Source organism: Achromobacter aegrifaciens (assembly GCF_902859965.1).
GTDB lineage: Bacteria > Pseudomonadota > Gammaproteobacteria > Burkholderiales > Burkholderiaceae_B > Achromobacter > Achromobacter aegrifaciens.
On the sequence record NZ_CADIKO010000002.1, the window covers coordinates 883,828 to 897,426 of the forward strand.

The following is a 13,599-nucleotide window of genomic DNA, read 5'->3' on the forward strand; positions in this document are numbered from 1 at the left end:
GTGGCCTTTTTGCTGGTGTCGCGGATCGCGCTGGCGTTCAAGCCAGTTCATTCTCCGGCGCTTCCCGCCGCAGCGCCTCCTGCGCCCGGGCCAGCTTGGCCGCCGCGTCGCGCAAGGCAGTGCGCAGGCCTTCCTCGATCACGGGGTGATAGAACGGCATTTCCAGCATGCGCGCCACGGTCAGCTCCTGCTGCACGGCCCAGGCCAGCAGGTGGCCGATGTGCTCGGCGCTGGGGCCGACCATCTCGGCGCCCAGGAAACGGCCCGTTTCGATGTCCGCATAGACATGCAGCATGCCGCGGTTCTTCAGCATGACCCGCGAACGGCCCTGGTCGCTGAAGTCCACCTCGCCCGTCACGAAGGTGCCCGGCACCAGCCGTGCGTGGCCCTGCCCGGCCATGGCGATCTGCGGGTCCGAGAACACCACGGCCAACGGCGCGCGGCGCAGGCCCTTGCGCACTTCGGGATAGCGCGCCGCGTTCTCGCCCGCGATGCGGCCTTCGTCGGCGGCTTCGTGCAGCAGCGGCGCGTCGGCGTTCGCATCGCCCGCGATGAAGATGGGCGCATCGCCCGCCTGCATGGTTTCGCGGTCGAACAACGGCACGCCGTGTTTGTCCAATTGCAGCGAGGTGTTTTCCAGCGCCAGCCCATCCACGTTGGCGCGGCGGCCCGTGGCCACCAGCGCGTAGTCGAAGCGTTCGGTGCGCTCGGTGTTGTCCAGCGTCACGTAGCGCACTTCCACTTCATCGCCTACGCGGGTGGTTTCAAGCACGCGGGCGTCCGGGTCCAGATAGAACTCGCGCTGGAAGATCTTGCGGGCCGTATTGCGTACTTGCGGATCGCTGATGCCGCCCAGGCTGCCGCTGACGCCGAACACGCGCACTTCCACGCCCAGGCGCGCCAGCGCCTGGCCCAGTTCCAGCCCGATCACGCCAGGACCGAACACGGCCACACGGCCAGGCAGATCATCCCAGGCGAACACGTCATCGTTCAGCACCAGACGGTCGCCCAGCGCACGGAACGGCGGCGGCACAGACGGCCGAGAACCGGTGGCGATCACCACCCGGGACGCATGCACTTCGGTGTGCTCGTCCACCTGCAGCACCGTGTCCGACACGAAGCGCGCATAGCCGCGCAGCTTGTCCTCTGCCGGGATGCTTTCCACGCCTTCCAGCACGAAACCGACGAAGCGGTCGCGCTCGCGTTTGACGCGGTCCATCACTTCGGCGCCATCGACCGTGATCTCGCCGCCCACATGCACGCCGAACGGCTCGGTGTGGGCCGCGCTGTGGGCCGCTTCGGCGGCGGCGATCAGCAGCTTTGACGGCATGCAGCCGACGCGGGCGCAGGTCGTGCCGTAGGGACCGCCTTCGATCAGCAGCGCGCGCAGGCCCGCGGCGCGGGCGGCGCGGTAGGCGGCCAGGCCGGCCGTGCCGGCGCCGATGACAGCGATATCGGTATGCAGAGTTTTCATGACTGGGTATCCCCCGATGTGGCGTGGAGCAGGAATTCAAAGGCGGATTCCGCCTTTTTTCGCACCCTATGGACGTGGACAGTCCCGCAGCGCCCGCCGGGGGCCGCGCACGAAGATGCGTAAAAAGGGAAACTCGTGAAGGGTGCAGCAGGCGGCGAACCGCCCTGCTGCCCGGCCCCGGGGCGAACCCGGGACCGGTAGCGTTGCAGACGCTTAGGCGAAGTGCGCCTTCAGGTCTTCCAGGCCGCCGATCAGCGCGCCATTGATGAACACCTGCGGGGCGGTGCCCTTGCCCGAGACAGCGCCGATCACGCGGCCACGGACCTTGTTTTCCAGCGGGATCTCGATCGGGGCGTAGCCCTTGGCATCCAGCAGCGCCTTGGCTTCCACGCAGAACGGGCAGCCCGGCTTGGAGAACACGACCACCTGGTCGGGCTTCTTGGCCGACGGGGCGAAGTGCGCCAGCATGGTGTCGGCGTCCGACACTTCAAACGGGTCGCCTTCCTTTTCCGGCTCGATGAACATCTTCTGGACCACGCCGTCCTTGACCAGCATGGAATAGCGCCAGCTGCGCTTGCCGAAGCCCAGGTCGCTCTTGTCGACCAGCATGCCCATGCCTTCGGTGAACTCGCCGTTGCCGTCGGGCAGCAGCGTGATGTTGGCCGATTCCTGGTCCTTGGCCCATTCGTTCATGACGAAGGTGTCATTGACCGACACGCAGACGATGCTGTCCACGCCGGCGGCGAAGAAGGCGGGAGCCAGTTCGTTGTAACGCGGCAGGTGGGTCGACGAGCAGGTCGGCGTGAAGGCGCCGGGCAGGGAAAAGACCACGACGGTCTTGTTCTTGAACAGGTCGTCGGACGTCACCTTCTTCCAGGTGTTGTCCTCACGGACCGGGAACGTTACGTTCGGAACACGTTGGCCTTCGCGGTTTTGCAGCATTCAAATCTCTCCTTGGGGTAGCGGGGTTGTTTGATTAACCACCATGGAAAGAATGATAAATCCTTACTATCAATTATTCAAATTTAATAAATTCAATGAATCGATAGATTTTGGCAATGAATAAATAACCAACGCGAGACCGGATCTATCATAGCCCGGCCTCGCGCCAGGAGGAATTACACCGGCTGCGGCTGGTAGCCGGCGTCGCGGATCGCGTCTTCGATCTTGTCGGCGTCATCGGCCCCGGTCACGGTCACGCGGTGCGTGGGCAGATCGATCGTGACAGTCGCGCCCGGAGCCGCCTGGGCCACCGCGGCCGTAATGGTCTTGGCGCAATGACCGCAGGTCATGTCAGCCACTTGGAACTCGATGCTCATAGTTATCTCCATAGGATTCAAGGGCGATGGACTACGTTTCGTCCACCATGGAAAGCAGCTTAAACCTTCCCATGATGGAAAGGTCAAGCGTAGAATCGCACTCAGGCTACACAGGAGCACAGCAATGAATATCGGCGAGGCATCCAGGAGTTCCGGCATTTCCGCCAAGATGATCCGCTACTACGAAAGCATCGGCCTCATCAGCCCCGCCGGACGCACGGATTCCGGCTACCGCGTGTACAGCGAACACGATCTGCATACGCTGCACTTCGTGCGCCGCGCGCGCGACCTGGGTTTTTCGGTGGAACAGATGAATGAGTTGCTGGCGCTGTGGAAGGACCGCAGCCGCGCCAGCGCCGACGTCAAGCGCATCGCGCTGGAACACGTGCAGGAACTGGAGCGCAAGGCCGAGGCGCTGCGCGACATGGCGGCCACCTTGAAGCATCTGGCCGAACACTGCCAGGGCAATGACAGGCCGGACTGCCCGATACTGGAAGGCCTGGGCTGCAAGCACTGAAACGGCCCAGGCCCTTCCCGCGGCGTCAGTCCTGCGCTTCGGCCGCGACCTTGGCGTGATAGGCGTCGGTGGCGGCCTGCTTGGCGGCCGCCTTCTCGGCGGCGGCCGCGGCCTTGGCTTCTTCCGCGGCTGCCGCTTCGGCCGCCGCCTGAATGGCGCGCTGGCGGGCGCGTTCCCGCACGGCCTGGATACCTTCGGCGTCCAGCGATTCGAACACCGCAATGGACTCCACATGGCCCGTGTGCGGGAACATGTTGATCACGCCCGCGCTCTTCAACACATAGCCGCCTTCATGCACCATGATGGCCGCATCGCGCGCCAGCGTGGCCGGATTACAGGACACGTAGACGATGCGCACGGGGCGCTCGTGCGCCTCCAACAGCGACAGGGCCTGCGCCACGGCATGCGCGCCTTCGCGCGGCGGATCGATCAGCATGCGGTCGAAGTAGCCCAGGCCGCGCAGCCATTCCACGTCCACCTCGAACAGGTTCAGGGTGGCGAAGCTGGTGCGATCGCCCAGGCCGTGGCGCGATGCCGCGTCGAAAGCGCGGTCGGTCAGCGCCTTGCTGCCTTCCACGCCCACGGCTTCCCTGCCCTGCGTCGCCAGCGGCAGCGTGAAGTTGCCCAGCCCGCAGAACAGATCCGCCACGCGGTCGGCAGGCTGCACCTCCAGTAGTTTCAGCGCGCGCGACACCATCGCACGGTTGATGGCGTGATTGACCTGCGTGAAATCGGTGGGTCGATACGGCATGCGCAGGCCGAATTCCGGCATGGTGTAGGCCAGCGTGTCGCCGTGCTCGCGCTCCAGCGGGTGCACGGTTTCCGGACCCTTGGACTGCAGCCACCATTGCACGTTGTGCTTGGCGGCGAAGGCGCGCAGGATGGCGATGTCGCCATCGGTCAGCGGCAGCAGATGGCGCAGCACCAGGGCGGTCACGCCCTCGCCCAGCGACACTTCGATCTGCGGCATGCGGTCCGGCGCGGACATGGAACCGATCATTTCGCGCAAAGGGATAAGCAGGTCGCTGACGTGGCGCGGCAGCACATGGCATTCGCGCATGTCGGCCACATAGCTGCTCTTGCGCTCATGGAAACCGACCAGCACGCCGCCCTTCTTGGGCACCACGCGCACCGACAGGCGGGCGCGGTAGCGGTAGCCCCAGGTCGGGCCTTGCAGCGGCGCCAGGATGCGCGCGGGACGCAGCTTGCCGACATGCCAGAAGGTGTCTTCCAGCGAACGTTGCTTGATGGCGACCTGCGTGCTGGGTTCCAGGTGCTGCATGGCACAGCCGCCACAGACGCCGAAATGCGGGCAGCGCGGCGCCACGCGCTGCGACGAGGGCCGCAGCACCTCGTCCACGCGCGCAATCTCGTAGGACGGCTTGCGGCGCAGCGTAACCGTGGTGACCCGTTCGCCCGGTAAGGCGCCTTCCACGAAGACGACCTTCCCGTCGCGGCGGGCGATACCCCTGGCTTCCAGGTCCAGGGATTCAATACTCAAAACGTCAGACATCTCACGCAGTCCAGAAGAATTACACGCAACCTTCTATTGTAGAAGGACTGCGGCCAATCCTGGAAATGGCGATGTGGGGCCGGAACGGTCTCCCGATGAAAAAAGGGCTTGCCCCGGACGGCGGTCACCGCCAATCGTCGGCAAGCCCGAAAGCCGGCGCTGCCAGGCGCCGCCACGGATATCGGTCAGAAGGAACGCGCCACCGAGAAGACGGCGCCCAGGCGGCCCGAAGGATGGCCGTACTTGGTCGGCAACCAGTTGTCCTTGGTCGCCCCCACGGCGGCCAGGCCCAGGATCCAGCCCTTCAGGTCCTTGGTCACGCCGAGCTTGTAGTCGACGTAATGGCCGATGGAGTCGCCGTCCATATTGGTCTGGTTCTTGAGCTTCTGGTAGCCCAGGTGGCCGACCAGGCCCCAGCCGTCGCCCAGGTCGAAGTTGGCCGTGCCGTCCAGGTACCAGGTGCCCTTGCTGTCCGGCGTGCTGAAGAAGTCGCTGGGCGTATAGGAGTACTTGAGGCTGTAGTTGCCGTAGGACGCGCCCAGATAGAGGTCGGTGTTGTTGTAGTTGCCGCCCTTCGGCGAGCTGGATCCCGGGTAGTAGTAATGCAGGACGCCCGCATCCAGCGTGAAGCCGCCGCCCACGTCGCCCTTCCAGCCGCCGTAGAAATCCATTTCCAGGTTGCCGTCGGTGAACACGAAATCGGAAACGTTGGAGTTCCAGTTGCCCAGATAGAAGCCGGAACTGTGGGTCAGGTCGAAGCCCAACTGCACGGCGGGCCGGAAGTCGGTCTGCGAGTAGCCGCGGAAACGGTAGTCGCTGACGATGGCGGCGTTGCCGCTGAGCGAAAATCCGCCGCCCAGGTCGGTGGGTTCGGCCTGCGCCGTCGCGGCGAAACAAGCGGCGAGCGCAAAGGGCACGGCTAGCAACGTCTTCTTCATGGTGCGGAGTCCTGATCGGATTTGTCGAGTAGGTAGATGGCCGAGGCGCATCACTAGGACCGGCGGTGCAGCGTTTGAAACCGGTTCCTACTCCACAAAGCAATGTCCGTGCCAGGTCTGCGGCAAGCCGATACGCAGGCGCATCGCCCGCTGACGGCGCCCGCGCCGCACCAGAACAGTGCGGACGCGTGTGCCGGCGCACGCGCTTATGCGTCAAAACGGGGAACCCGCTCCCTATCGGTACGCATGGCGAGCCGCCGCCAGCCGCCATCCCGGACGCCAAATGAAAAACCCCGGCACGCGGTCGCGTGTCCGGGGTTGATGGCGCGCACCGGCCGGGACGGCCGGCCGCACTGCTTAGTTGGCGGCAGGCTTGGCCGGCGCGGCGGCAGCGGGCGCATCCGCCTTGCCCTTGCCGTGGCGCCCTTCCATGCGGGCGTGGCGCTCCTGCATGCGGTCCTGGCGTTCCTTGACGAACTTGGTCACCTGGCCGCGCTGGGTGTCGTTCAGGCTGTCCCAGACCGCGAGCCATTGGTCGCGCACCTGCTTGGCCTGGGGACCGAAGGCATCACGCGACTTTTCGGACTGTTCGACCAGCGCGCGGGGATCCAGCTTGCCGCTGTCCAGCTGCGCCTTGAGCAAGTCGTGGCGCTTGCCGCCCGAGGCACGCATGGCTTCGTGCAGGCTGCGCTGGCCGTCCTGCGCGGTCTTGAACAAGGCCTGCTGCTTGTCGTCCAGCTTCAGCTCGGCGACCTGCGCCTTGGTCACCGGACCCAGGCCGGGAATGAAGAGGCCGTCGCGCATGCCTTTGTGGAAGCCGCCGCGCTGGCCATCGTGCATGGCGGCGGGGCCGCCGTCAGCGGGAGGAGGAGGCGCAGCCATGACGGAGCCGGCCACCAGGCCGCCCGTCGCGGCGACAAATGCAAGAGCGGCCAAATTGGAGCGGATAGCGAATCGGGACATGTAGGTCTCCTGAAAGTGAAGAAAGCGAGGCCATTGTGCGATTGGCCCGGTTTCATCCAGGTTTCGCTGGCGCAAGCAATGTTTCAGTCGATTGCGCATGATCCAGACGCAAGAACGGGGCCTCGCGGGCCCCGTTTGATCCTGTCCACCGGAAGACGGATCCTCCGGCCGAGACGCCGCTCAGTTGGCGTCCCAGGCCGCCATGTACTCCTTCCAGTGCGGCGCATCGCTGGCGCTGAGGGTGTCGCGCACCAGCGCGATTTCCGCTTCGTAGGAAGTGCGGTCGAGTTCGCCGCGCAGGAAACGGAAACGGCAATACACCAGCCAGGTGTTGACCACGTCCGTTTCGCAATAGGCCCGCACCTCGTCGGCGCGGCCCTGGCTCCAGGCTTCCCACACCTTGCTGCCGTCCATGCCCAGCTTGCCGGGAAAGCCGCAAAGCTTGGCCAGTTCGTCCAGCGGCGCGTTGGCGCGGCCGTTGTACTTGGCCAGCAGGTCCATCAGGTCCAGGTGACGCGAGTGGTAGCGCGAAATGTAGTTGTTGAACTTGAAGTCGCGATCTTCCTCGCCCATGTCCCAGTAGCGCGGCGCGGGCACGCCCTGGATCAGGCTGCGGTAATGCAGCACCGGCAGGTCGAAGCCGGAACCGTTCCAGCTCACGAGCTTGGGCGTGTAGCGCTCGATGGTCTTGAAGAAGCCCGCCAGCAAGGCGGCTTCGGGATCGTCGGGCTGGCCCAGGGTCTTGACCCGAAAGCCCTGGTCGTCGCGGAACACGCAGCCCACCACCGCCACCTTGTGCAGATGCAGCGGCAGGAAATCATGGCCCACGGCCTCGCGGCGCGCGGTCAGCGCGCGCTCGACCACCTCCTGGTCGGAAACATCAGCCCCCCAGCCGTTGAGCTTGCGCAGCCCCTCGGCGTCGGGGATGGTTTCCAGGTCGAAGACGAGAGTGGGCGTCATCGGGCAGGCAGATACTGCATGGGGTCCACCGGCTGGCCTTGGCGGCGGATCTCGAAGTGCAGGCGCGGCGACGTGGTATCGCTTTGGCCGAGTTCGGCGATCTTGGCGCCGCGCTTGACGTTCTGGCCCGTCTTCACCAGCACCGCGCGGTTATGCGCGTAAGCGGTAATGAAGCCGTTCTGGTGTTCGACGATGATCAGGTTGCCCAGGCCGCGCACACCGTTGCCGCTGTACTTGACCAGGCCGTCGGCGGCGGCGGTGACCGGATCGCCCAGCGCGCCGGCGATGTCGATGCCCTTGCTGCTGTTGTTGAAGCCTTGCACGATCTGGCCGTTGGCAGGCCAGGCCCAATTGATGACGGCCGCGTCGGCCGCGCGCGTGGCGGGCTTGGTCTCGACCGGCGCGGTGGGCGGCGGCGTGGTGGTTTCAGTGGTCGGCGGCGGCAGGGTTTCCGGCTGGTCCAGCGGACGCGGCTGCGTCTTGGAGCCCGCGACCGGCGCGGTCTGCGCCCCGCCGCTGGCGCTGCCGGACATCTTCAGGACCTGGCCGACCGAGATCTGGTTGGGGTCGCTGAGGTTGTTCCAACGCTTGACGTTTTCGACATCCACATTGTTGGCGCGGGCGATCTTGTAGAGCGTGTCGCCCGGTTTCACCACATAGGTGCCGCCGGTCTGGGTGGCCGGCGCGGGTTGCCCGCCGGTCATGTCGACCACCGGGGCGCGAGTGCCTTTGGAAGCGCAGCCAGCCAGGATGGACAGGCTGAGAGCCCCCGCGATGAAGAGCGGGCGGCGCAGGCGCGTCATGGACGCGCCCAGGGTGATATCGGTCAGTTGCAACTGCCCGTTGAGCATACGTTTCTCCTGTTTGCTCAAGATTGTATTCCGGCCCGTAGCGGCACAAAGCGCACGGCCTCTAATTCTGTGCGTTTCCAGCTGGCCGCGCCTGTGCGTTCGATGAGAACCAGGCGCTGGTTGGCGCCCCCTTCAGGAGCGATCAGGCGGCCACCCGGTGCGAGCTGCGAGAGCAGCGCCTGCGGGATGGCAAGGCCAGCGGCAGCCACAACGATAGCATCGAACGGCGCCACGCCGGGCAGGCCCAGCATGCCGTCGCCGTAGATCAAGCGGATCCTGGTGGTGAGCCGCAGGGCGCGCAGATGCTCGCGCGCAAGTTCATACAATCCGCGGATGCGTTCGATGGTGTGAACCTCGCGCACGAATTGCGCGAGCACCGCCGCCTGGTAGCCGCAACCCGCGCCGACTTCCAGCACGCGGGTGGGCGTGCGGTCGTCGCAGGCGGCGGCGATCATGCGCGCCACCACCCAGGGTTGGGAGATGGTTTGCGAATGACCGATGGGCAGCGCGGCGTCTTCGTAAGCGCGGCTGGCCAGCGCCTCGTCGACGAACAGATGGCGCGGCACCGCGCCCATGGCGTTGAGCACGCGCTCGTCGGTAATGCCCTGCGCCCGCAGGCGCTCGACCATGGCCTGGCGCAGGCGATCCGAATTCAGCCCCAGATTGCTGCCCGATGCAGGCGTCGGCGCCTGGGTCTGGCGTTGCAGCGTGGCTGCGGAAATGCGGGTGTTGCTGTTGGCGGGCGTGACGCCCGGACTGAGCCGACCCGAGTCGTAGCGCACCGGACCGGTACGCCCGGGCACCGGCTGGGTCACGTCCGGCTGGCTTACACGTTTACGCATAGCGGCTCCGCCCAGGTCCGGATCTCGTCGAGCTGGCTGTGCTGGGTCAGGTCCAGGCGCAGCGGCGTGACCGACACCGTACCCTGCTCGACGGCATGAAAGTCCGTGCCTGGCGTGGCGTCGGCCGCCAAACCCACGGGTCCGATCCAATAGACGGTATCGCCATACGGCGTGGTGGTGCGCACCACCGGCTGCGAGGGATGGCGCTTTCCCAGGCGCGTGACCGCGAAGCCGTGCATGTCTTCGAAGCGGCGGCTGGGGATATTGACGTTCAGGAGCACCGGCGCGGCCAGCGGCTGGGCCAGATGGCGTTCCACCACGAGGCGCGCGGCGCGCGCGGCGGAATCGATGTGCTCCCAGCCCTTCTCGGCCAGCGAGAACGCGATGGCCGGGATGCCGAACAGATAGCCTTCGCTGGCAGCGGCCACGGTGCCCGAATACAGGGTGTCGTCGCCCATGTTGGCGCCGTTGTTGATGCCGGACACGACCAGGTCCGGCCGGGTATCCATAAGGCCGGTGAGCGCCACGTGCACGCAGTCGGACGGGGTGCCGTTGACGGCAATGAAGCCGTTGGAGGCGGTGCGTACCGACAGCGGCCGGTTCAGCGTCAGGGAGTTGGACGCGCCGCTATGGTTGGTTTCAGGCGCGACGACAGTGAGATCGCCCAGGCCCTGCAGCGCGTCAACCAGCGCCTCGAGCCCAGGGGCCGAATAACCATCATCGTTCGAAACCAGAATTCGCATTGTGCATCCGAAAGAAAATAAAACGCGGGTGAACGCGTCGGATTGTACCGTCCGCGGCCGGTATCCGTGCGATCGACTGGCGGACGGGGGCCGCAGCCCCGCTCGATAACCCGTAGCCGGACCCGGCCCCGGGCGCGGTAGAATCCGCACCCATTACCGCAACAACACAACAACAACGGATCCTATCCATGGCGATAAACGACCCCTCCCTGGTCTTCAGCGCTGCGCTCATCCTGCTGGCCTACCTGATCGGCTCCGTGCCCTTCGCAGTGGTCGTCAGCAAGCTCATGGGCCTGCAAGACCCCCGCAGCTACGGCTCCAAGAATCCCGGCGCCACCAATGTGCTGCGCACCGGGAACAAGACGGCCGCCGCGCTGACGCTGCTGGGCGACGCCGCCAAGGGATGGTTCGCGATCTGGCTGGCCGAAAAACTGGCTCCCGGGATCTCCCCCGTCGCGCTGGCGCTGGTGGCGCTGGCCGCCTTCCTGGGCCATCTGTACCCGATATTCCTGCGCTTCAAGGGCGGCAAGGGCGTGGCCACCGCCTTGGGCGTGCTGGTGGCAATCCAGCCCTGGCTGGCGGTCGCCACGGCGGCCACCTGGCTGATCGTCGCGGTGTTCTTCCGCTATTCGTCCCTGGCTTCACTGGTGGCGGCCTTCTTCGCCCCCGTCTACTACGTGTTCGGTTCCGGCCTGGCCTGGTATGCGCAGCCGTCCATGGGCGTGGCGCTTGCAGTCATCGGCGTGCTGTTGTTCTACCGCCACCGCGCCAACATCACGCGCCTGGTCCAGGGCACGGAAAGCCGCATCGGCGGCGGCAAGAAGAAATAAACGCGCAAGGAATGCGCTTCGGGGCGGCCTGCATGGCCGCCCTTTTCATTTTCAGGCGATGTCGGCCAGGTCCCAGCGCGGCTTCACAGTGAAGCTGTGCGCATCCGGATCCAGCGTCGCCAGGCCAGCCTTGACCCGCTCGGCGGCGGCAAAGGCAATCATGGCGCCGTTGTCGGTGCACAGTTCCAGGGGCGGGAAATAGGCGCGCGCCTTGAGCGGCTTGAGCGCCGCGTCCAGCTTGGCGCGCAGCAGCTGGTTGGCCCCCACTCCCCCGGCCACCACCAGGCGCTTCAGGCCGGTCTGCTTCAGGGCCTTGATGGCCTTGGCCGCCAGCACTTCCACGATGGCGGCCTGCGTGGCCGCGGCCAGGTCGGCGCGGGTCTGTTCGTCCAGTCCGCCCGCGGCTTCGGCAGCCTTGACCCGGGTCAGCACGGCCGTCTTCAGGCCGCTGAAACTGAAATCCAGGTCGCCGCTGTGCAGCATGGGGCGCGGCAGATCGAAACGCGCGGCATCGCCGCTGGCGGCCAGCCGGGACAGCGCCGGTCCGCCGGGATAGCCCAGGCCCATGAGCTTGGCCGACTTGTCGAAGGCCTCGCCCGCCGCGTCGTCCAGCGTTTCGCCCAGCAATTCGTAGCGTCCCACCCCGTCCACGCGCATCAGCTGCGTGTGTCCGCCGGACACCAGCAGCGCCACGAAGGGGAATTCAGGCCGCGGATCCGCCAGCATCGGCGATAGCAGATGGCCTTCCAGGTGATGGATGCCGATGGCGGGCAAATGACGCGACCAGGCGAACGACTGCGCGACGCTGGCGCCCACCAGCAAGGCGCCGGCCAGGCCGGGGCCGGCCGTATAGGCCACGGCGCCGACATCCGACATTTGCAGGCCCGCTTCTTCGAGGACCTGCCGGGTCAGCGGCACGACGCGGCGGATATGGTCGCGCGAGGCGAGTTCCGGCACCACGCCCCCGTATTCCTGGTGCATGGCGATCTGGGTATGCAGCGCGTGCGCTAGCAGGCCCCGTTCCGTACAGACGGCAGCGACGCCGGTTTCGTCGCAGGAGCTTTCAAAGCCGAGAATAATCATGGCGGCAGAGTTTACAACTGATGCGAAAATACGCCCTTTCATGAAAAACCGGCGGGCAACCCAGCCCGCCCACAACAACCCGCAATCCTGCAAACACATTGGGGACTCGAATGCTCGAGAAGCTATTCAAGCTGCGTGAACACGGCACGACAGCGCGTACGGAACTGGTCGCCGGCCTGACGACATTCCTGACGATGTCGTACATCATCTTCGTCAATCCGGACATCCTGTCGTCGACGGGCATGGACCGCGATGCCGTGTTCGTCGCCACCTGCCTGGCCGCCGCGCTGGGCTCGCTGGTGATGGCGCTGATCGCCAACTGGCCGATCGGCATGGCGCCGGGCATGGGCCTGAACGCCTTCTTCGCATTCACCGTGGTCAAGACCATGGGCTACACCTGGGAGCAGGCGCTGGGCGCCGTGTTCATCTCGGGCGTGATCTTCCTGTTCCTGACGTTCTCGGGCATCCGGGTCTGGCTGGTCAAGGGCATTCCGCATTCGCTGCGCAGCGCCATCGCCGCCGGCATCGGGCTGTTCCTTGCCATTATCGCGCTATCCAGCGCCAACATCGTGGTTGCGCATCCCGCCACCAAGGTCACCCTGGGCGACCTGACCCAGCCCGGTCCGCTGTTCGCCATCCTGGGCTTTTTCATCATCGCCGCGCTGGATGCGCTGCGCGTGCGCGGCGCGATCCTGATCGGCATCCTGGTGGTCACGGTGCTGTCGATGGCGCTGGGCTACAACGAATTCAAGGGCATCTTCGCCGCCCCGCCCAGCCTGGCCCCCACGCTGATGAAGCTGGACATCCTGGGCGCGCTGCACAGCGGCTTCGTGCACGTGATCCTGGTGTTCGTGCTGGTTGAAGTGTTCGACGCCACCGGCACGCTGGTGGGCGTGGCCAAGCGCGCGGGCCTGATGCCCGAGAACCGCCCCAACCGCCTGGGCCGCGCGCTCTTCGCCGACAGCAGCGCCATCGTGGCCGGCTCGATGCTGGGCACCAGCAGCACCACCGCCTATGTGGAAAGCGCCTCCGGCGTGCAGGCTGGCGGCCGTACCGGCATGACGGCCCTGGTCGTCGCGGTGCTGTTCCTGGCCGCGCTGTTCATTTCGCCGCTGGCCGGCGCCGTGCCGGCCTACGCCACCGCGCCCGCCCTGCTCTACGTGGCCGGCCTGATGATGCGCGAACTGATCGACATCGACTGGAACGACGTCTGCGAGGCCACGCCGGCCGCGCTGACCGCCCTGGTCATGCCGTTCACGTACTCGATCGCCAATGGCATCGCCTTCGGCTTCATCAGCTACGTCGTGCTGAAGACGGCCACCGGCAAGGTCCGCGACGTGCATCCCGCCACCTGGCTGGTCGCGGCGCTGTTCGTGATCCGCTACGCATTCTTCCCCGGCTAGGCGCAAGCCCCAAGGCCGCTCGCAAGGCGGGCCAATCGCGGCAATAGCGGAAATCAATCAACCCGCCGCGCCATATGGTTGCTGGCGGGTCCGCTTGATTTCACCGATACACTCCCCATGTATAACGGCATATGGAGTCCGCCTTGCGCCTTACCCGCTTTGT

At 66.0% G+C, this 13,599-nt stretch carries 14 protein-coding genes; 3 read left to right on the forward strand and 11 right to left on the reverse strand.

What is annotated here, in order from left to right:
* Positions 1–37 precede the first annotated feature (37 nt).
* From HV793_RS15255 to HV793_RS15265, 3 genes are all read right to left on the reverse strand, one after another.
* A complete protein-coding gene (locus HV793_RS15255) occupies positions 38–1,474 on the reverse strand; it encodes a dihydrolipoyl dehydrogenase (protein WP_175213458.1) in 1,437 nt (478 codons plus the stop codon).
* Between the two features lie 213 nt (positions 1,475–1,687).
* Positions 1,688–2,416, reverse strand: a complete 729-nt coding sequence (locus tag HV793_RS15260; protein WP_054453993.1) for a glutathione peroxidase — start codon at positions 2,414–2,416, stop codon at positions 1,688–1,690.
* Between the two features lie 176 nt (positions 2,417–2,592).
* Positions 2,593–2,793 (reverse strand): heavy-metal-associated domain-containing protein, encoded by a 201-nt coding sequence (locus HV793_RS15265; protein ID WP_054453991.1) that lies wholly within the window; start codon positions 2,791–2,793, stop codon positions 2,593–2,595.
* 124 nt (positions 2,794–2,917) lie between these two features.
* On the opposite strand from HV793_RS15265, the gene cueR reads away from it, so the two are divergent.
* A complete protein-coding gene (gene cueR, locus HV793_RS15270) occupies positions 2,918–3,310 on the forward strand; it encodes a Cu(I)-responsive transcriptional regulator (protein ID WP_054453989.1) in 393 nt (130 codons plus the stop codon).
* Positions 3,311–3,335: 25 nt separating this feature from the next.
* Here cueR and rlmD read toward each other — a convergent pair whose 3' ends face one another.
* From rlmD to surE, 7 genes are all read right to left on the reverse strand, one after another.
* Positions 3,336–4,823 carry a 23S rRNA (uracil(1939)-C(5))-methyltransferase RlmD gene (gene rlmD, locus HV793_RS15275; RefSeq protein WP_175213459.1) on the reverse strand — a complete coding sequence of 496 codons (1,488 nt, stop codon included), beginning with the start codon at positions 4,821–4,823 and terminating at the stop codon, positions 3,336–3,338.
* Positions 4,824–5,008: 185 nt separating this feature from the next.
* Complete coding sequence (locus HV793_RS15280; protein WP_059375682.1) at positions 5,009–5,761, reverse strand: TorF family putative porin; 753 nt, start codon at positions 5,759–5,761, stop codon at positions 5,009–5,011.
* A 357-nt stretch (positions 5,762–6,118) separates the two neighbouring features.
* Entirely contained in the window at positions 6,119–6,724 is a 606-nt protein-coding gene (locus HV793_RS15285) for a hypothetical protein (RefSeq protein WP_119449666.1), read from the reverse strand.
* A gap of 180 nt (positions 6,725–6,904) precedes the next feature.
* Positions 6,905–7,684: a 3'-5' exonuclease gene (locus HV793_RS15290; RefSeq protein WP_054453981.1), complete on the reverse strand. Its 780-nt coding sequence runs from the start codon at positions 7,682–7,684 to the stop codon at positions 6,905–6,907.
* A complete protein-coding gene (locus HV793_RS15295; RefSeq protein ID WP_054453979.1) occupies positions 7,681–8,535 on the reverse strand; it encodes a peptidoglycan DD-metalloendopeptidase family protein in 855 nt (284 codons plus the stop codon). The genes HV793_RS15290 and HV793_RS15295 overlap by 4 nt, the downstream gene beginning before the upstream one ends.
* Before the next feature lie 17 nt (positions 8,536–8,552).
* Positions 8,553–9,377: a protein-L-isoaspartate(D-aspartate) O-methyltransferase gene (locus HV793_RS15300; protein ID WP_054453977.1), complete on the reverse strand. Its 825-nt coding sequence runs from the start codon at positions 9,375–9,377 to the stop codon at positions 8,553–8,555.
* The gene (gene surE / locus HV793_RS15305) at positions 9,362–10,120 is read right to left on the reverse strand and encodes a 5'/3'-nucleotidase SurE (protein ID WP_054453975.1); all 759 of its coding nucleotides are present in this window, start codon (positions 10,118–10,120) and stop codon (positions 9,362–9,364) included. Before surE ends, HV793_RS15300 begins: the two co-directional genes overlap by 16 nt.
* Positions 10,121–10,308: 188 nt before the next feature.
* Here surE and plsY point away from each other — a divergent pair, with 188 nt between their 5' ends.
* Positions 10,309–10,950: a glycerol-3-phosphate 1-O-acyltransferase PlsY gene (plsY, locus tag HV793_RS15310; protein ID WP_054453973.1), complete on the forward strand. Its 642-nt coding sequence runs from the start codon at positions 10,309–10,311 to the stop codon at positions 10,948–10,950.
* 51 nt (positions 10,951–11,001) lie between these two features.
* On the opposite strand, the gene tsaD is transcribed toward plsY, so the two are convergent.
* Positions 11,002–12,033: a tRNA (adenosine(37)-N6)-threonylcarbamoyltransferase complex transferase subunit TsaD gene (tsaD, locus tag HV793_RS15315; RefSeq protein ID WP_054453971.1), complete on the reverse strand. Its 1,032-nt coding sequence runs from the start codon at positions 12,031–12,033 to the stop codon at positions 11,002–11,004.
* Between the two features lie 110 nt (positions 12,034–12,143).
* On the opposite strand from tsaD, the gene HV793_RS15320 reads away from it, so the two are divergent.
* Positions 12,144–13,436, forward strand: coding sequence for an NCS2 family permease (locus HV793_RS15320; RefSeq protein WP_119449664.1), 1,293 nt, complete (start codon positions 12,144–12,146; stop codon positions 13,434–13,436).
* The last annotated feature ends 163 nt before the right edge of the window (positions 13,437–13,599 follow it).

Excerpts from the sequence above, each read along its gene's own strand:
- HV793_RS15280 (WP_059375682.1), bottom strand. The coding sequence starts at position 5,761 with ATGAAGAAGACGTTGCTAGCCGTGCCCTTTGCGCTCGCCGCTTGTTTC.
- tsaD (WP_054453971.1), bottom strand. The coding sequence starts at position 12,033 with ATGATTATTCTCGGCTTTGAAAGCTCCTGCGACGAAACCGGCGTCGCT.
- HV793_RS15300 (WP_054453977.1), bottom strand. The coding sequence starts at position 9,377 with ATGCGTAAACGTGTAAGCCAGCCGGACGTGACCCAGCCGGTGCCCGGG.
- cueR (WP_054453989.1), top strand. The coding sequence starts at position 2,918 with ATGAATATCGGCGAGGCATCCAGGAGTTCCGGCATTTCCGCCAAGATG.
- HV793_RS15265 (WP_054453991.1), bottom strand. The coding sequence starts at position 2,793 with ATGAGCATCGAGTTCCAAGTGGCTGACATGACCTGCGGTCATTGCGCC.
- rlmD (WP_175213459.1), bottom strand. The coding sequence starts at position 4,823 with ATGTCTGACGTTTTGAGTATTGAATCCCTGGACCTGGAAGCCAGGGGT.
- HV793_RS15290 (WP_054453981.1), bottom strand. The coding sequence starts at position 7,684 with ATGACGCCCACTCTCGTCTTCGACCTGGAAACCATCCCCGACGCCGAG.
- HV793_RS15295 (WP_054453979.1), bottom strand. The coding sequence starts at position 8,535 with ATGCTCAACGGGCAGTTGCAACTGACCGATATCACCCTGGGCGCGTCC.
- surE (WP_054453975.1), bottom strand. The coding sequence starts at position 10,120 with ATGCGAATTCTGGTTTCGAACGATGATGGTTATTCGGCCCCTGGGCTC.
- HV793_RS15255 (WP_175213458.1), bottom strand. The coding sequence starts at position 1,474 with ATGAAAACTCTGCATACCGATATCGCTGTCATCGGCGCCGGCACGGCC.
- plsY (WP_054453973.1), top strand. The coding sequence starts at position 10,309 with ATGGCGATAAACGACCCCTCCCTGGTCTTCAGCGCTGCGCTCATCCTG.
- HV793_RS15320 (WP_119449664.1), top strand. The coding sequence starts at position 12,144 with ATGCTCGAGAAGCTATTCAAGCTGCGTGAACACGGCACGACAGCGCGT.
- HV793_RS15260 (WP_054453993.1), bottom strand. The coding sequence starts at position 2,416 with ATGCTGCAAAACCGCGAAGGCCAACGTGTTCCGAACGTAACGTTCCCG.
- HV793_RS15285 (WP_119449666.1), bottom strand. The coding sequence starts at position 6,724 with ATGTCCCGATTCGCTATCCGCTCCAATTTGGCCGCTCTTGCATTTGTC.